Below are 17,597 nucleotides of genomic sequence, written 5' to 3'. Positions count from 1 at the left end.
GGTAAGTGAGGTGGTACCGCGGTACCTGAGCTGTCGAAAAAACAGCATGGGAGCCGTCCTCGCATCCTGACAGTCAACCAGCTATCACCAGGATATGAGATGACCCACTACCCCAAGGCCTCAGCATCGCCTTCCGGCACGCACGGCGTGTCCGCCTCCGTGAAATTTCCGGAAATCGAAGAGCGCATCCTCAAATACTGGGACCAGGACGGCACCTTCCAGGCAAGCATCGACCAACGCGAAGCCGACCTTCCCGGGGGGACAGCCGGCAGCAACGAGTTCGTCTTCTACGACGGCCCGCCCTTCGCCAACGGCCTGCCCCACTACGGCCACCTCCTCACCGGCTACGCCAAGGACCTCGTAGGCCGCTACCAGACCCAGCGCGGAAAGCGCGTCGAACGCCGCTTCGGCTGGGACACCCACGGACTCCCCGCCGAGCTCGAAGCCATGAAGCAACTGGGCATGACGGACAAGACCCAGATCGAAGCCATGGGCATCGACAAATTCAACGACGCCTGCCGGGCATCCGTGATGAAGTACGCCAACGAATGGAAGGCCTACGTCACCCGCCAGGCCCGCTGGGTGGACTTCGACAACGATTACAAGACGCTGAACGTCGAATACATGGAGTCCGTGCTCTGGGCCTTCAAGCAACTCCACGAAAAAGGCCTGACCTACAACGGCTATCGCGTCCTCCCGTACTGCTGGAAAGACGAAACCCCGCTCTCCAACCATGAGCTGCGCATGGACGACGACGTCTACAAGAACCGCCAGGACCAGACCGTCACGGTCACGTTCCCCATCAAGGCGGGGGAGTCCGAGGTCTCGCAGGCGCTCGCAGGTGTCCAGGCGCTCGCCTGGACGACCACGCCCTGGACGCTTCCCACCAACCTGGCGCTCGCCGTCGGACCCGACATCTCCTACGCAGTCCTGCCTGCCGGCCCGAACGGCATCAAGGCCGCTGCTGCCGAAGCGCCGGTCACGGGTAGCTTCCTGCTGGCAGCTGACCTTGTGGCGTCCTACGCCAAGGATTTGGGGTACGACGACGCTGCTGCCGCGGCTGCCGCCGTCACCGCTACGTACACAGGCTCCCAGTTGGCGGGCCTCGAGTACGAGCCGTTGTGGAACGACTTCGCCGACGCCGAAAAGTACGGTACGCAGAATGCCTGGCGCATCCTGGTGGCTGAGTACGTCACCACGACGGACGGTACAGGCATCGTCCACCAGGCTCCGGCCTACGGCGAGGATGACCAGAAGGTGTGTGAAGAGGCCGGCATCCCGGTTGTCCTCTCCGTTGACGAGGGCGCCAAGTTCCTGCCTTTGTTCGCCCACGGTGAGCTCGCGGGCATCGTTGGCCTGCAGGTCTTCGATGCCAACAAGCCCATCACCCAGGTCCTGCGCGCCGATGGCCGCCTGGTCCGCCAAGCCAGCTACGAGCACAGCTACCCGCACTGCTGGCGCTGCCGGAACCCGCTGATCTACCGCGCCGTATCTTCCTGGTACGTGGAAGTCACCAAGTTCAAGGACCGCATGTCCGAACTGAACCAGGACATCAACTGGATCCCGGGCAACGTCAAGGACGGCCAGTTCGGCAAGTGGCTTGAGAACGCCCGCGACTGGTCCATCAGCCGCAACCGTTACTGGGGTTCGCCCATCCCCGTGTGGCAGTCGGACGACCCCGAGTACCCCCGCACGGACGTGTACGGCTCGCTGGCTGAACTGGAGGCCGACTTCGGGCGCCTTCCCGTCAACAACGAAGGCCAGGTGGACCTGCACCGGCCGTTCATCGATGAACTGACCCGCCCCAACCCGGACGATCCCACAGGCAAGTCCACCATGCGCCGTGTGGAAGACGTGCTGGACGTGTGGTTCGATTCCGGCTCCATGCCCTACGGCCAGGTGCACTACCCGTTCCAGAACGAGGAGTGGTTCAACACCCACAACCCCGCTGACTTCATCGTGGAGTACATCGGCCAGACCCGTGGCTGGTTCTACATGCTCCACATCCTGTCCACGGCGTTGTTCGACCGCCCGGCCTTCCGCAACGTCATCAGCCACGGCATCGTGCTGGGCTCGGACGGGCAGAAGATGTCCAAGAGCCTGCGCAACTACCCTGACGTTTCCGAGGTCCTGGACCGCGACGGCTCCGATGCCATGCGTTGGTTCCTCATGTCCAGCCCCATCCTTCGCGGCGGAAACCTGATCGTCACCGAGCAGGGCATCCGCGACGGCGTCCGTCAGGTCATCCTGCCGCTGTGGAATGTGTACAGCTTCTTCACGCTGTACACGAACGCTGCCAATGGCGGTTCGGGCTACGATGCCAAGCTGCGTTACGACGGATACTCCGACACCCTTGACCAATACCTCCTGGCCAATACCGGCGACCTCGTCCGCAACGTCACCGAAAGCCTGGACACCTACGACATCTCCGGTGCTTGCGATGAGCTGCGCAGCTACCTGGACATGCTCACCAACTGGTACGTCCGGCGCAGCCGCCAGCGTTTCTTCGACGAGAACGTTGACGCGTTCGATGCCCTCTACACGGCTCTGGAAGCGGTGTGCCGGGTGGCAGCCTCGCTGCTCCCGCTCGTCACTGAGGAGATCTGGCGCGGCCTGACCGGCGGCCGTTCCGTGCACCTGGCCGACTGGCCTGATGCTGCACTGTTCCCGGCAAACCCGGAGCTCGTGGAGGCCATGGACCGCGTGCAGCAAATCTGCTCCACCGGCTCCAGCCTGCGTAAGGCAGCGAACCTGCGCGTCCGCTTGCCGCTGCAGGAACTGACGGTCGTGGCACCCGGTGCTGACGCGCTGGAAGGCTTCGCCGCCGTCGTCGCCGATGAACTCAACCTTCGCTCCGTGCGCTTGCTGGACACCGCTGCGGCTTCGCCCGAAGAGTTCGGCATCCAGCAGAAGCTGGTGGTCAACGCCCGTGCGGCCGGTCCGCGCCTGGGCAAGAACGTCCAGCAGGCCATCAAGGGCTCCAAGTCGGGCGATTGGTCGGTCAACGACGCCGGCGTGGTGGTGGCAGGTGGACTCGAGCTGGAGCCCCAGGAGTACACGCTCGAAACCGTCGTGGCTGAAACGCCCGACGGCGGAGCTGCCGCGGCTGCCGTTCTACCGAGCGGCGGTTTCGTGGTGCTCAACACCGAGGTCACACCCGAGCTTGCCGCCGAAGGCCTGGCACGTGACATGGTCCGTGCAATCCAGCAGGCGCGCAAGGACGCCGGATTGAACGTGAGCGACCGCATCAAGACCACGGTGGAGGCGCAGCAGGATGTGGTTGAGGCGCTGCAGGCCAATGCCGGGCTCGTCAAGACTGAGACCCTGACCCTGGAGCTTGAGGTGCTGGTGTCCGGCGCCGACGAGCCGCGGGTCACAGTAACCAAGGCAGGGGCCTGATCCATGACTGACGAATTCTCGGTCGAAAGCGTCTATGCGGAACTGCTCGGCCGCGCACCGGAGAACAAGATGGAACCCCGCCTTGCTCCGCTGTTCCGTGCCATGGAGGTCCTGGGCGAGCCGAACAAGGCCTTTCCGATCATCCACATCACGGGAACCAACGGCAAGACCTCTACTGCCCGGATGATCGAGGCGGGACTGCGCGCGCACGGGCTCAGCACCGGCCGGTACACCAGCCCGCACCTTTCCAAGGTGACCGAACGCATCAGCATCAATGGCGAACCCGTCTCCGACGAGACCTTCGTCAGGATTTGGGACGAGATCCGGCCCTACCTGGAGATCGTGGACAACGAACTCGTCGCCGAGGGCCAGCCTCGCCTGACCTATTTCGAGTGTGTCACCATCCTTGGCTTCGCGATCTTTGCCGATGAGCCGGTGGATGTTGCGGTCTTCGAAGTGGGCCTTGGCGGCATCACCGATGCCACCAACGTCGGCGACGGCCAAGTATCCGTGATCACGCCCATATCCCTGGACCACACGGACCTCCTCGGCGATACCACGGAGGACATCGCCTACGAGAAAGCCGGAATCATCAAGCCCGGCGGCTTCCTGGTCAGTGCCGCGCAACCCGTGGATGCCGCCCAAGTGCTCCTGGACAAGGCCCGTGAAGTGGACGTTCCGTTCCGTTTCGAGGGCGTCGAATTCGGCGTGGAATCCCGCAGCGTGGCCGTTGGCGGGCAGGTGCTGACAATCCAGGGACTGGCTGGACGGTATGAGGAGCTGCTGCTTCCCCTGCACGGCGCCCACCAGGCGGAGAACGCTGCGGTGGCAGTTGCCGCGCTGGAGGCCTTCTTCGGCGGGGGAGAGAAAGAGCTGAACGCCGATGTCCTCCGCGAAGCGTTCGGCAACGTCACCTCCCCGGGCCGCCTGGAGGTAGTGCGGACCGCGCCGACGATCGTGGTTGACGCTGCCCACAACCCCGATGGCATCAAGGTCTCTGCCGAGGCCATCCATGAGGCCTTCAGTTTCAGCAAGCTCGTGGTGGTGGTCGGCATCCTCCAGGAGAAGGACGCCGAGGAAATCCTCAAGACACTCCAGGAACAACTGGGCGGCCTGGCTGAGGAGTTCTGCTTTACGCAGTCCAACTCTCCCCGGGCGATTCCCGCGGCGGAACTGGCGGAAATCGCCGTCGACCTCGGTTTTGGCGAGGAGAACGTCCACATTGCGGAGAAGCTCGACGACGCCCTCGAATGGGCGGTCGAACGTTCGGAATCCAATGACGACCTTGCCGGGGGAGTCCTCGTGACAGGCTCCATCACCTTGGTAGCCGAGGCCCGTATCCTCCTCGGAAAGGCCGGTGCCTGACCATGGCCAAGCTGACCAAGGCACAACGCGAGTGGCGTCCCGGCATGCCCAAGAAGCGTCGTTCCACCAAAGTGATGTTCGGTTCAACCGTGCTGTTGCTGGAGGCCTTCGTCGCCTTCTTCGGCACGCTGGTGGTCTTCGGGCTGAAGCGGGGAGAGGTTCCTCCGGCGATCATCCTCAGCGTTGGCATTGCCCTGAGCGTCGTGTTGGTCCTCACCTGCGCCGTGCTCTCCAAGCCGTGGGGCATCGGGCTGGGCTGGGGACTGCAGATAGTCCTCATCCTCACGGGCTTGGCCGAACCGACGATGTTCATTGTGGGCATCCTGTTCGCCATCTGCTGGTGGTACGGCATCCGGACGGGTATCCGGATTGACCGGGAGGTTGCCCAGCGCGACCGTGAACAGGCCGAGTGGGATGCTGCGCACCGTGACGAGCCCGGCGCCCCAACCCCGTAAACTGGCAGGGAAACCCCACCAAGAAACCACATTGGAGCAACTGTGAGCATTGAACGGACCCTCGTCCTGGTCAAGCCCGACGGCGTCGCCCGCAACCTGAGCGGAACCATCCTCGCCCGGATCGAAGCCAAGGGATACACCTTGGCGGAGCTGAAGAAGGTCAACGCGACCCGGGAGCTCCTGGAGCAGCACTACGAGGAGCACGTCGGCAAGCCGTTCTACGAGCCGCTGGTTGAGTTCATGCTGAGCGGGCCGGTTGTGGCAGCTGTCTTTGAAGGCCACCGCGTCATTGAAGGCTTCCGTTCGCTGGCGGGAACCACGGACCCGACGACGGCGGCGCCCGGAACCATCCGCGGCGACTTCGGCCGTGACTGGGGACTGGCTGTCCAGCAGAACCTGGTCCACGGCTCCGACTCGGTGGAGTCTGCCGAGCGCGAGATCAAGATCTGGTTCGAGTAAGACCTGGCGCACCTACAGCGAAATGACAGTTAAGGCCAATGTTCATCACGAACATTGGCCTTAACTGTCATCCCGCGGTGTTTGAGAAAGTGCTTAGTAGCCGGACGTTCCGGCGAAAACATGGAGGAACGCGAAGAAGATCGTCGCGATGACTGCCACGTAAAGCAGTGCCACGATGATCCACCCCGAATCGCCCAGCACCTTGGTCAGCCTGGCAGGCGCCTTAATGACCCCGTGGCTGATGTTGCGGATGGTGACCCACACAAACATGGGAATCATGGCTGCCCAGACCACCATGCAGAACGGGCACAGGACGTTGATCGCGTACAAAGCCTGCGACCACAACCAGACCACGAACGCGAAACCGAGCGTCACTCCAGCCTGCAGGCCCAGCCAGTACCCCCGGGAAAACCTGGCACCGGCAAGGATTCCCATGGCCGTGGTGATGATCACGGCGAAGGCGACGATGCCAATGAACATGTTCGGGAATCCGAAAAGGGAACTTTGCCACGTCTTCATCACTGTTCCGCAGGAGACCCATGGATTTACGTCGCATGCAGTGACGTGGTTTGGGTCCTGGAGCACCTGGAGCTTTTCCAGCACCAATGCCCCCGAGGCCAGCCAACCGACAACGCCTGTCACCAGGAGCAGCCAGGCAAACGGCTTGTCCCGTACGGCTGCGGGCAGCGTATCCCTGTGCGGTGCGGGTCCGGCAGCAGGGGGCGGGGCGTGGTGGTCCAGGTTTCCCCTGGCAGTGCTTGGCATCGCGGATGCATCCTCTTCCAACGGGTGGCCCCGGTCTGGCCGGGATGGGTTCTTTGGAGGATTCTAACGCCGCATGCTGAACCCTGCGCCCAGCTTTCCCTTCCACAACCGGTAGGCGACACGGTTCCTACCCCGTGAATGTGCGGGGGTGTGAGAGAATGGACATGGCCGGAAGCCGATCCACATTCGTCATCCGGTCCGGTGACTTGTTCCCAAGACCGCCAGCATGAGCAGGGCCTGCACGGATCGACTGATCCGCTACAGGCCCGCCATGACAATGGACGGCACCTGGTTGTGGCAGCTGAACAACGGGTTTTAGAACCAAGGCACTGGCCTTCCAGGGCTGCCGCACCCCAAGGATGGTGCGAACCGGAAGGCATACTACTGACTTCTGTCAACGCCTGCGGGTTTTGACAATATTTGCCCCATTGGGTGCCGGATGTGGCGGCGCTTCCGGGGCAGGAGTGTTGCCACATATGGATAATGACCAGGTTGTAGCCGTAAATGATGGGGCGGAACCCGCGGAAGCAGCGGAGGCGCCCAAGAAAACCACCCGCGCCAGGACCGCCCGCGCGCCCCGCAAGACTGCCGCCAAGGCAGCTGCCGACAGTGCGGCAGAGCCGGTGACCGCCGAAGAAGCTGCCGATGCCGCTGCGGCTGTCCAGGCCCCCGATGCCGCTGCCGGCGCACCGGCTACTGAAGAACCAGCTGCGCAGGCTCCGGCACGTCGAAGCCGTGCCCGCAAGAAGGTTGAGCCTGCTGAGCCCCTTCCCGGCTTCGATGGGACCCCTGCGCCGGACGCGCGGGCAGAGACCACCGAACCGGCAGTGGCCACAGAACCGGCAGGATCTTCCGCTGAGGCCGCAGACGCAGCAGCAACCGCCGCTGAGCCCGCAGAAGCGCAAGCCGAGGCTGCACCGGAAAAGCCGGTCCGCCGTCGTCGTACTGCAAAAGCAAAGGTTGAAGCTCAGCAGGCCGAAAGCGCCGAAGCCGCTGCCGAAGCCACAGCCGGTGCCACGGATGCAGAGCCCGTCGCAGAAACCAGCCAGGAAGCTCCGGCCGCAACAGCGGAGGAGCAGGCTGAAACGGACGCTGCCGGTTCGTCCTCCTTGTTCCTGGAGCCGGTCTCCATCACCTCGATGATCTTCCAGGCGCCCGACCTCAGTGCTGTTGTCCGCCCGGCCGAAGAAAAAGACGCTGAGGCCGACGATGAAACCGAGGCCGGCGGTGAAGGTGAGTCGGAAGATGCCGGCAGCCGCCGCCGTCGCCGCAGCCGGGGCCGCCGCGGACGCCGCGGCAACGAACGCGATGACAACGATGCCGAGGGCAGCAGCGAAACCGAAGACGACGAAGCTCCGGCTGCGGAGGCCTTGGAAGAGGGCGTCACTTCGCGCCGTCGCCGTCGGCGCCGTCGGGGGGACCAGGACCTCGAACTGACCGGCGGATCGGATGACGATCCGCCCAACACGGTCACCCGGGTCCGGGCGCCCCGCCCCATCACCGAGACCGCTGCCTCCAACCGGGTGGCGAGCGTCAAGGGTTCAACCAGGCTCGAAGCCAAGAAGCAGCGACGCCGCGAATCGCGCGAAACCGGTCGCCGCCGCCAGGTCATCACCGAGGCCGAGTTCCTGGCGCGTCGTGAGTCCGTCGACCGCCAGATGATCGTCCGCCAGCGCGATGACAGAATCCAGATCGGCGTCCTGGAAGACGGCGTGCTGGCTGAACACTTTGTTTCCAAGACCCAGCAGGACTCCCTCATCGGAAACGTCTACCTGGGCAAAGTACAGAACGTCCTGCCGTCCATGGAGGCAGCGTTCGTCGACATTGGACGCGGCCGCAATGCGGTGCTCTATGCCGGCGAGGTGAACTGGGACGCGGTGAACCTTGAGGGCCAACCGCGCCGGATCGAGAACGCGCTCAAGTCCGGAGACTCCGTCCTGGTGCAGGTCACCAAGGACCCCGTGGGTCATAAGGGTGCGCGCCTGACCAGCCAGATCTCCCTGCCTGGCCGCTACCTCGTCTATGTTCCGGGCGGTTCCATGACCGGAATCTCCCGGAAACTGCCCGACGTCGAACGGAACCGCCTCAAGCGGATCCTCAAGGACCGTTTGCCGGAGAACGCAGGCGTTATTGTCCGCACGGCCGCCGAAGGCGCGTCGGAAGAGGAACTGACCCACGACATCAACCGCCTCCGGGCGCAGTGGGAAGGCATCGAGAGCCAGGCGTCCTCAACCAAGGTGCTCGCACCGGAGCTGCTGTACGGCGAACCGGACCTCACCATCAAGGTGGTTCGGGACGTCTTCAACGAAGACTTCTCCAAGCTGATTGTTTCCGGCGACGAAGCCTGGGACACCATTGAGGCCTACGTTACGTACGTTGCACCTGACCTGGTGGGTCGCTTGGAAAAGTGGACCAAGGACCAGGACATCTTTGCTGCCTGGCGCATTGACGAACAAATCCACAAGGCTCTGGAACGCAAGGTTTTCCTGCCGTCCGGCGGCTCTTTGGTGATCGACCGTACCGAGGCCATGACTGTCGTGGACGTCAACACCGGCAAGTTCACCGGCAGCGGCGGCAACTTGGAAGAGACCGTCACCAAGAACAATCTGGAAGCGGCCGAAGAGGTAGTTCGCCAGCTCCGCCTCCGTGACATCGGCGGCATCATCGTCATCGACTTCATCGATATGGTCCTGGAGTCCAACAGGGACTTGGTGCTGCGCCGGCTGGTGGAGTGCCTTGGCCGCGACCGCACCAAGCACCAGGTGGCGGAGGTGACGTCCCTGGGCCTCGTCCAGATGACGCGCAAGCGCATGGGCACAGGCTTGCTGGAGGTCTTCGGTGAGCAATGCGAGCACTGTGCCGGCCGCGGCGTGGTAACGCACGACGAGCCCGTGGAGCACCGCCGCGCGAATGTGGTGGCTGCCGAGCAGCACCGGTCCCACACCGAAGCACAGCAGCCGTCCCAGCGCAGTGAGCGTAAGCGTCGCCGCGGCAAGGGGGGCAACCAGGCACCGGAAGCTACGACGCCGGTCCAGCCGGCCGCTGCCCCGACGGCACCCGCTCCGGCTGAGTCCGTGGATCCCGCCCAGAAAGCCAAGGCAGAGGCTACCCGGGCCGCATTGGCGACGATCGCCGCTGCTGCGCACGCTGCACACCTGCACGATGACGAGGTGCACCGCGCCGAGGAAGCAGCACGCGCCGCCGGCAAGGCGGAAGCAGGCCAGTCGGGTCCCGCCCAGGCGGATCCTGCCCGGAAGGCTCCTGCGCAGTCGGCTCCTGCCCAAGGGGATGCCGCCCAGGCCCCTGAGCAGGGCGGGCAGACGCAGGGCTCCACCCCGGCAGAAACTGCGGCCAGGGAGGGCCGTCCGGCTCCGGTACTGCGCTTCGGCGGAGAGGAAGTGGCTCTGCCCTTCGTGGAGCATCACGACGAACCTGCCAAGAAACCTGCCATGAGCCTGGATCTGCTGGCTGAGGCCTTCTCGCACTTGGGTGGCACACCTGAGGTTGTCCCCGGGTCTGAGGTTGCCGGGTCTGGGCAGGACGCGCCCGGGAATGTTGAATCTGCTGAGGCTCCCGGGAGCGCCGACCCCTTGGCAGTCACGTCCGCTGGTACCGAACCCGTGGAGTCCCGGTCCGGCGCCCGTGGCCGGCGCGGCAGGCGGAACCGCAGCGCCAGCAGGGCCCAGGGCGCTGCCAACGAGACCAACGTTGAGCACCACGACGTTCGGGCCGCCACAGGTGGCGGGACCTCGCACGAAGCGAAGGCGCCGGCTGAGCCGGCAAAGAAGCCAACTGCAGCATCGGAGCCGATCATCCTGGGGGTGGGTGTTCCGGCGTCGGAGCTGTAAACAGGCACTGAAGACACAGGTGGAACGAAGGCCGCGCAGCGCATGCTGTGCGGCCTTCGTCGTGCAACGGGTCATCATCCGCCCGCTGGGGTCATATCCAGGCCGTTAGCCGCCGGGGTTCCCGGCGTGAGGGGCTTCCGGGCTAGGCTAGGACACTGACACGGGGTGCCGGGCATTGGGCCGGGCTGAGATCCAGACCCGTTGAACCTGTCCGGTTAGCACCGGCGAAGGGATGTCTCCATGACTTCAATGTCGTCTTCTGCTGTTTATCCGTTGCCAGCGGTCATCCGTACACATCCGAGGGTGTTGAGCATTGCTGGTTCGGACCCCTCCGGCGGGGCGGGGATCCAAGCGGACCTTAAAAGCATTGCTGCGCACGGCGGCTACGGTATGGCCGCCATCACCGCGCTGACGGCCCAGAACACGCGGGGCGTCAGCGGTGTGCATGTGCCGCCGGTGGAATTCCTCCGCCAGCAGTTGGAAACCGTCAGCAGCGACGTCGCTATCGACGCCGTGAAGATCGGGATGCTCGGTGATGCCGCCGTCATCAACGAGGTCCGGACCTGGCTTGCCAAGGTACGTCCCGCCGTCGTGGTCCTGGACCCGGTGATGGTGGCCACCAGCGGTGACCGGTTGCTGCGGGAATCAGCCGAGGCAGCCTTGCGTGACCTTCTGCCGATGGCGGACCTCATTACACCCAACCTTCCGGAACTGGCCATGCTGCTGGGGGAACCCGAAGCGGAGGACTGGCCTGCGGCGCTGGACCAGGGCAAACGGTTGGCCGGGGAGTGCGGCAATACGGTGCTGGTCAAGGGAGGCCACTTGCCGGGGGCGCAGTGTCCGGATGCGCTCATCAACACCAGCGGTTTGCTGCGTCAGGACGTGATCGAAGTCGGGGGACCGCGTGTTCAGACACGGAACAGCCACGGCACTGGCTGCTCGTTGTCCTCGGCCCTGGCCACTGTCCAGGCAAGAACAGGAGATTGGGAGGCGTCCCTGCGGGAAGTCAAGCCCTGGTTGCGCGAGGCTCTGATGAGGGCTGACGATCTTGAAGTGGGCCAGGGGAGCGGTCCGATCCACCATTTCCACCATCTCCGGGAATCATCCCGGCCCGGGGCCTTCGCTGCCCTCCTGTGGAAGGAAGCCGCCGTGGAGCTGGAAGCCATCCAAGGGCTTGCCTTCATACGGGACTTGGGGTCCGGGGAGTTGCCGGAGTCCGAGTTCAGTTACTACCTGGCCCAGGACGCCCTTTACCTCAACGGGTATTCCAGGGTGCTTGCCCGGGCAGGTGCCCTCGCCCCGACCGAAGAAGAGCAGCTGTTCTGGGCCCGGGGTTCCCAACAGTGCCTTGACGTGGAATCCGAATTGCACCGGAACTGGCTGAGCGGCCGTGAAGCGACGACGCAGAGCGGCCCAGTCACCAAGGCCTACGTGGACCATCTGGTGGCGTCATCTGCTTCGGGAAGCTACGGCGTCCTGCTTGCTGCGGTCCTGCCCTGCTACTGGCTGTATGCGGAAGTGGGGCAGCAACTGCACGCCGACTTCGTCCAAGCCGGTTCCCCGGAGAACCATCCCTACGCGGATTGGCTGAGGACCTATGCGGACGAGGATTTTGCGGAGGCGACGCGGAAGGCGATTGCTCTCACGGATGCCGCAGCAGCTGCGGCATCCGGCCGTGAGCGGGCTGCCATGAAGGAAGCCTTCGTCCAGTCCTGCCGCTACGAGACCGCGTTCTTTGATGCCCCAAGACTGCATTCGTAACACGGACGCCGCGCGTCGGACGGGAAATCAACGGCAAGGCCACGTAGAGGCTGTAAGCTGTATGGGCACGGTGCCGGGAACGTCCGTTCCTACTGGTGACAAGCGTCACGTGGTGGCTTCCGGACCCGGCCTCATTTGCAGCTGAAGGTCAAACTAGCGTAATCTTGATCTTCGGTGCTTACGCCAACACTTGGGTTATGCCCCTTGGAATTGTTCATGGGATGACTCGCGGGCTTCGATCTGAAGTCCACGGCGTTGAGGCACAGCGTGAACCAGGCCTGATTCCGGTTCGGGGTTCCGCACGCAAATTTAGTAAGAAACGTCGAGAGAAGTGAGTACCCAAGTGGTGTACGCGATTGTCCGCGCAGGCGGCCGCCAAGAAAAGGTTTCCGTTGGAGACTACGTAACTCTGAACCGCGTCCCCGGTGGAGCCGGCAGCACGCTTGAGCTGCCCGCCTTGCTCCTGGTTGACGGCGACAAGGTCACCTCCGCTGCTGCGGACCTGGCCAAGGTGAAGGTCACGGCTGAGATCCTGGAAGACCTCCGCGGTCCCAAGATTGTCATCCAGAAGTTCAAGAACAAGACCGGCTACAAGAAGCGCCAGGGTCACCGTCAGGAACTGACCAAGATCAAGATCACGAGCATCGCGTAACGTCCGTTACGTAGTTCAGATTTCAGTTTCCCCAGAAATTTAGAGGCAGGCATTTCACATGGCACACAAAAAAGGCGCGAGCTCCACTCGCAACGGTCGTGACTCCAACGCACAGCGCCTCGGCGTCAAGCGTTTCGGTGGCCAGGTAGTTTCCGCAGGCGAAATCATCGTTCGCCAGCGTGGCACCCACTTCCACCCCGGTGCAGGCGTCGGTCGCGGTGGCGACGACACCCTGTTCGCCCTCGAAGCCGGTGCGGTTGAGTTCGGTACTCGCCGTGGCCGTCGCGTGGTGAACATCGTTGCTGCTGCTGCCGCAGAGTAACAACACTTTCTGAACCGGTGGAGCGGGCCAACAGGTCCGCTCCACTGTTCTTTTAACCGCATTACAATCGTTCAGGGCGCCAGGCGCACTGGGCAAGGCGTTCGCGCTGTTGACAGCAATAGAGGAGATTCACGTGGCGAGCTTTGTAGACCGGGTAGTCCTGCACGTATCAGGCGGTACCGGCGGCCATGGCTGTGTCTCCGTCAAGCGCGAGAAGTTCAAGCCGCTGGGCGGGCCCGACGGCGGCAATGGCGGCAATGGCGGCGACGTCATCCTCCGTGTCTCGAGCCAGACCACCACGCTCCTTGATTACCACCATGCCCCTCACCGCCACGCCACCAACGGCGGCCCTGGCATGGGTGATTGGCGTGACGGCAAGAACGGGGAAACACTGGTTCTTCCCGTTCCTGACGGCACGGTAGTCAAGACCAAGGACGGAAAGGTCCTGGCAGACCTGGTCGGAGAAGGCACCGAGTTCGTTGCAGCTGCCGGTGGCATCGGGGGACTGGGCAACGCAGCACTCTCCTCGCAAAAGCGCCGCGCTCCGGGGTTCGCCCTCCTGGGAATCGAGGGAGAATCCAGCGACATCGTCCTGGAGCTGAAGTCCATCGCCGACATCGCCCTGGTCGGTTTCCCTTCTGCCGGAAAATCAAGCCTGATTGCCGCGATGTCGGCAGCCCGGCCCAAGATTGCCGACTACCCCTTCACCACGTTGGTGCCTAACCTGGGCGTGGTCCAGGCCGGCGACGTGCGTTTCACCATCGCGGACGTGCCCGGGCTCATCGAAGGCGCCAGCGAGGGCCGCGGCCTTGGCCACAACTTCCTCCGCCACGTCGAACGTTGCGCTGCGCTGGTGCACGTGCTGGACTGCGGAACGCTCGAATCGGACCGGGACCCGCTGTCCGACCTCGCCATCATTGAAGCGGAACTTGAGAAGTACGCCGTTGACATGAGCTACGCGGGAGTGGACGGGGAAGTGGTTCCCCTGAACGAACGCCCCAAGCTGGTGGTGCTCAACAAGGTGGATCTGCCGGACGGCAAGGACATGGCCGAATTCGTCAGGCCGGACCTCGAAGCCCGCGGCTACCGCGTCTTCGAAGTATCGGCCACCAGCCGCGAAGGCCTGCGCCCGCTCAGTTTCGCCATGGCCGAGATCGTCAAGGCTGCCCGTGACGCCGTCAAGGCTGCACCGCCCAAGGTTGCCCCGCAGGTCCTGCGGCCGCGCGCCGTCAACGAGGCCGGTTTCCGGATCCGCCGCGAGGAGAAGAACCTTGAGCCGCTCTTCCGCGTCCTGGGTGAAAAGCCCGTGCGCTGGGTCAAGCAGACCGATTTCACCAACGAGGAAGCTATCGGCTACCTCGCCGACCGCCTTGCCAAGCTGGGCGTGGAAACCGAACTCTTCAAGGTCGGGGCCAAGCCCGGAGACACCGTGGTGATCGGCGAAGACGACGGCGTCGTCTTCGACTGGGAACCCACCATGATGGCCGGTGCCGAACTCCTTGCCACTCCGCGCGGCACGGACATCCGCATCGCCGACATCGGCGATCGTCCCACCCGTGCCCAGAAGCGTGAGGAGCAGCTTGAGCGCCGCGAGGCCAAGGCTGCCGCGCGCGCCGAACTGGAAGCCGAGCGGAAGGCGGGCATCTGGACGGAATCCGCCAGCCGCCGTCGTGCCCAAACCGTCAAGGAAAGCAACCTGGACAACGGTGATGACGACTAGCACTTTCGAAGCACCGGAAGCAGGCCTCCACCAGCGCCGCGAGCTTGCCGAAGCCAAGCGCATCGTCGTCAAGGTGGGTTCCTCGTCGCTGACCAGCATCAAGGGCGGTATTTCCGAGAAGTCGCTTACCGCTTTGGTGAATGCCCTGGCAGGGAAGCGCAATGCCGGTGCGGAGATCATCCTGGTTTCCTCCGGTGCCATCGCGGCGGGGCTGGCGCCCCTGGGCCTGGCCAAGCGTCCCAAGGACCTGGCCACCCAGCAGGCTGCCGCGAGTGTTGGGCAGGGGCTGTTGATGGCGCGGTACACGCAGGCGTTCAACGCCCACGGAGTCACCGTCAGCCAAGTCCTGCTCACCGCAGACGACCTGATGCGCCGGACCCAGCACACCAATGCTTTCCGTGCCCTGAACAGGCTGCTGAACCTCGGAGTCGTTCCGGTGGTCAATGAGAACGACACCGTCGCAACGCACGAAATCCGCTTTGGCGACAACGACCGCCTTGCGGCCTTGGTGGCCCACTTGGTGCGCGCCGATGCCTTGGTGCTCCTGTCCGACGTCGACGCCGTCTATGACGGGCCGCCCGCCCACGGTGCGAAGCGCATTTCCCTGGTGCGCGGAGCGCAGGACCTGGAAGGCATCACCATCGGCAAGGCCGGCAAAGCCGGAGTGGGTACCGGCGGGATGATGACCAAGGTTGAGGCTGCCTCCATCGCCGCAAGCTCCGGAATCCACGCCTTGGTGACGTCCACCGCCAACGCCGCAGCCGCCCTCGCGGGCGAGGACGTTGGAACCTGGTTCGCGGTGAACGGCAACCGCAAGCCGGTCCGGCTTTTGTGGCTGGCCCACCTTGCCACTGTCCGGGGACGCCTGGTGCTCGACGACGGCGCAGTGAAGGCCGTGCGCGACAGGCACAGGTCACTCCTGCCCGCGGGCATTTCGAACATCACAGGCGAATTCGAAGCCGGCGACCCCGTGGAGATGGTGGGCCTGGACGGAACAGTCGTCGCCCGTGGCCTGGTCAACTATTCCTCCGAGGAGCTTCCCCGCATGCTCGGGCGCACCACGCAGGAACTGGGTCAAGCCTTGGGCCGCGGCTATGACCGTGAAGTTGTTCATGTTGATGACTTGGTGCTCGTGCGCGCGCCCCGCTCATCTAAACTTGGAGCATGACTGAAGCGCTGACCCCTGATGCCCTTGTGACTTCCGACGTTTCCGGTGCTTCCGGCCAGACGCCGGCAAGCCCCGTGGCAGGCGCTGTCCCGGTTACGCCCGAAGATGTCCAAAGCGCGGTCTACGCGATCGCCGACCGGTCCCGCAAGGCTGCCCGCCGCATGAGTCAAGCCAACCGGGCCTGGAAGGACCGCGCGCTCCGTGCCATCGGAGCAGCCTTGCTGGAGCAGCAGAAGCAGGTCCTGGAGGCCAACGCCAAAGACGTCGCCGCAGGCAAGGCCAACGGCACCTCCGCTGCCCTCCTTGACCGGCTTACCCTGACGCCTGCACGCATTGAGGGACTCGTTGCGGCTTTGGAGAACCTCGCAGGCCTCCCGGATCCCGTGGGCAACGTGGTCCGCGGCCAGACCCTGCCCAACGGTTTGCGCCTGCGCCAGGTGAACGTACCCATGGGGGTTGTGGCCGCAATCTACGAGGCCCGCCCGAACGTCACCGTGGACATTGCCGGATTGGCCCTCAAGAGCGGCAACGCCGTGATCCTCCGCGGTGGCTCGGCCGCTGCCCATACCAACGAGGCGCTTGTGCGCATCTTGCGTGAAGCCCTGGATTCCGTAGGGCTTCCGGCGGATGCTGTCCAAACCGTGGACCAGTTCGGCCGCGAAGGCGCCAACGTCCTGATGCGTGCCCGTGGCAAGGTGGATGTACTCATCCCGCGTGGTGGGCGTGACCTCATCCAGACCGTGGTGACCAACTCTTCCGTGCCTGTCATTGAGACGGGTGAAGGGAACGTCCACATTTTCATCGATGAATCCGCCTCGGAAAAGATGGCGGTGGAGATCCTGCTGAACGCCAAGACCCAGCGGCCCAGCGTCTGCAACACGGTGGAAACGCTGTTGGTTCACTCGGGCGCCAGTGTGCTCCCTGCTGTGGCGAAGGCGCTGCGGTCAGCCGGCGTCAGGCTTCATGTTGACGAACGCATTGCTGCTGCCTTGGGCCCCGACGTCGAAACGGTGCCCGCGGACGACGAGGACTGGGCTACCGAATACATGGATCTGGACCTGGCCGTTGCCATGGTGGACTCCCTGGACGAAGCGGTCAAGCACATCCGTACCTGGACCACGGGGCACACGGAGGCCATCCTCACCAATAACCTCGCCAATGCCGAGAAGTTCATTGCGGAAGTGGATTCTGCTGCAGTGATCGTCAACGCGTCCACGCGGTTCACCGACGGCGGGGAACTCGGCCTTGGTGCCGAGGTAGGCATTTCCACCCAGAAGCTGCATGCCCGCGGACCCATGGGCCTGACGGAACTGACCACCACCAAGTGGATCGTCCAAGGCGAGGGCCAGGTCCGCAGCTAGCAACGCTGTAACATAGAACAGAAGTCCGGAACGGCGGGAACGCCCGCCGTCGTCATTTCTTGAGAACCAACTAGGGGAGAAGATGCTGTTTCAGCAGATCGCCACGTCCATTGCCGCCCAAACTGAAGGCGGCCACGAGCCCGCTCCGCTCTGGGCCGAGCCGTGGGTCTTCGGGATCGTGATGTTCGCCATCCTGCTTGTCCTCATGTTTGTGACTCTTTCCTACACCAACCTCGGTAACCGCCACGAGGCCGTCGAGGAGCACGCGGACCCGCACCGCCAGCACCCCAACAAGCACACCCACCACGCAGGCCACTAACAT

13 protein-coding genes and 1 riboswitch are annotated in these 17,597 nt (G+C 64.1%); of the genes, 12 read left to right on the top strand and 1 reads right to left on the bottom strand.

Annotated features, from left to right (window positions below; all coding sequences use genetic code 11):
- Nucleotides 1-99 precede the first annotated feature (99 nt).
- From ileS to ndk, 4 genes are read left to right on the top strand one after another with little or no spacing between them, the layout of a single operon-like run.
- Nucleotides 100-3,399 (top strand): isoleucine--tRNA ligase, encoded by a 3,300-nt coding sequence (ileS, locus tag AUR_RS02310; RefSeq protein WP_062096986.1) that lies wholly within the window; start codon nucleotides 100-102, stop codon nucleotides 3,397-3,399.
- Between the two features lie 3 nt (nucleotides 3,400-3,402).
- A complete protein-coding gene (locus AUR_RS02305) occupies nucleotides 3,403-4,764 on the top strand; it encodes a bifunctional folylpolyglutamate synthase/dihydrofolate synthase (RefSeq protein WP_062096983.1) in 1,362 nt (453 codons plus the stop codon).
- A 2-nt stretch (nucleotides 4,765-4,766) separates the two neighbouring features.
- Entirely contained in the window at nucleotides 4,767-5,219 is a 453-nt protein-coding gene (locus AUR_RS02300; RefSeq protein ID WP_062096981.1) for a DUF4233 domain-containing protein, read from the top strand.
- A gap of 42 nt (nucleotides 5,220-5,261) precedes the next feature.
- Nucleotides 5,262-5,678: a nucleoside-diphosphate kinase gene (gene ndk / locus AUR_RS02295; RefSeq protein ID WP_021470688.1), complete on the top strand. Its 417-nt coding sequence runs from the start codon at nucleotides 5,262-5,264 to the stop codon at nucleotides 5,676-5,678.
- Nucleotides 5,679-5,771: 93 nt separating this feature from the next.
- Here the strand turns inward: ndk and AUR_RS02290 are convergent, their stop codons facing one another.
- Nucleotides 5,772-6,443: a vitamin K epoxide reductase family protein gene (locus tag AUR_RS02290; RefSeq protein WP_021470687.1), complete on the bottom strand. Its 672-nt coding sequence runs from the start codon at nucleotides 6,441-6,443 to the stop codon at nucleotides 5,772-5,774.
- Nucleotides 6,444-6,919: 476 nt separating this feature from the next.
- Between AUR_RS02290 and AUR_RS02285 the strand changes: the two genes are divergently transcribed.
- The 8 genes from AUR_RS02285 (at nucleotide 6,920) to AUR_RS02250 (ending at nucleotide 17,594) form a co-directional block, all read left to right on the top strand.
- Nucleotides 6,920-10,291, top strand: a complete 3,372-nt coding sequence (locus AUR_RS02285) for a ribonuclease E/G (RefSeq protein ID WP_062096980.1) — start codon at nucleotides 6,920-6,922, stop codon at nucleotides 10,289-10,291.
- A gap of 151 nt (nucleotides 10,292-10,442) precedes the next feature.
- A riboswitch (TPP riboswitch) is annotated at nucleotides 10,443-10,541 on the top strand.
- Nucleotides 10,532-12,052 carry a bifunctional hydroxymethylpyrimidine kinase/phosphomethylpyrimidine kinase gene (gene thiD, locus AUR_RS02280; RefSeq protein ID WP_062096979.1) on the top strand — a complete coding sequence of 507 codons (1,521 nt, stop codon included), beginning with the start codon at nucleotides 10,532-10,534 and terminating at the stop codon, nucleotides 12,050-12,052. (Overlaps the previous riboswitch by 10 nt.)
- Nucleotides 12,053-12,395: 343 nt before the next feature.
- Nucleotides 12,396-12,704: a 50S ribosomal protein L21 gene (gene rplU / locus AUR_RS02275; protein ID WP_021470684.1), complete on the top strand. Its 309-nt coding sequence runs from the start codon at nucleotides 12,396-12,398 to the stop codon at nucleotides 12,702-12,704.
- A gap of 58 nt (nucleotides 12,705-12,762) precedes the next feature.
- The gene (gene rpmA, locus AUR_RS02270; RefSeq protein ID WP_021470683.1) at nucleotides 12,763-13,026 is read left to right on the top strand and encodes a 50S ribosomal protein L27; all 264 of its coding nucleotides are present in this window, start codon (nucleotides 12,763-12,765) and stop codon (nucleotides 13,024-13,026) included.
- Nucleotides 13,027-13,159: 133 nt separating this feature from the next.
- Complete coding sequence (obgE, locus tag AUR_RS02265; protein WP_021470682.1) at nucleotides 13,160-14,746, top strand: GTPase ObgE; 1,587 nt, start codon at nucleotides 13,160-13,162, stop codon at nucleotides 14,744-14,746.
- Nucleotides 14,736-15,914: a glutamate 5-kinase gene (proB, locus tag AUR_RS02260; protein WP_021470681.1), complete on the top strand. Its 1,179-nt coding sequence runs from the start codon at nucleotides 14,736-14,738 to the stop codon at nucleotides 15,912-15,914. The genes obgE and proB overlap by 11 nt, the downstream gene beginning before the upstream one ends.
- Nucleotides 15,911-17,275, top strand: coding sequence for a glutamate-5-semialdehyde dehydrogenase (locus tag AUR_RS02255; protein ID WP_021470680.1), 1,365 nt, complete (start codon nucleotides 15,911-15,913; stop codon nucleotides 17,273-17,275). The genes proB and AUR_RS02255 overlap by 4 nt, the downstream gene beginning before the upstream one ends.
- A gap of 82 nt (nucleotides 17,276-17,357) precedes the next feature.
- Nucleotides 17,358-17,594 carry a hypothetical protein gene (locus tag AUR_RS02250; protein WP_021470679.1) on the top strand — a complete coding sequence of 79 codons (237 nt, stop codon included), beginning with the start codon at nucleotides 17,358-17,360 and terminating at the stop codon, nucleotides 17,592-17,594.
- Nucleotides 17,595-17,597 lie beyond the last annotated feature (3 nt).

Origin of the sequence: Paenarthrobacter ureafaciens (assembly GCF_004028095.1) — a bacterium.
GTDB lineage: Bacteria > Actinomycetota > Actinomycetes > Actinomycetales > Micrococcaceae > Arthrobacter > Arthrobacter ureafaciens.
This window is presented reverse-complemented; position numbering and strand designations above follow the sequence as displayed.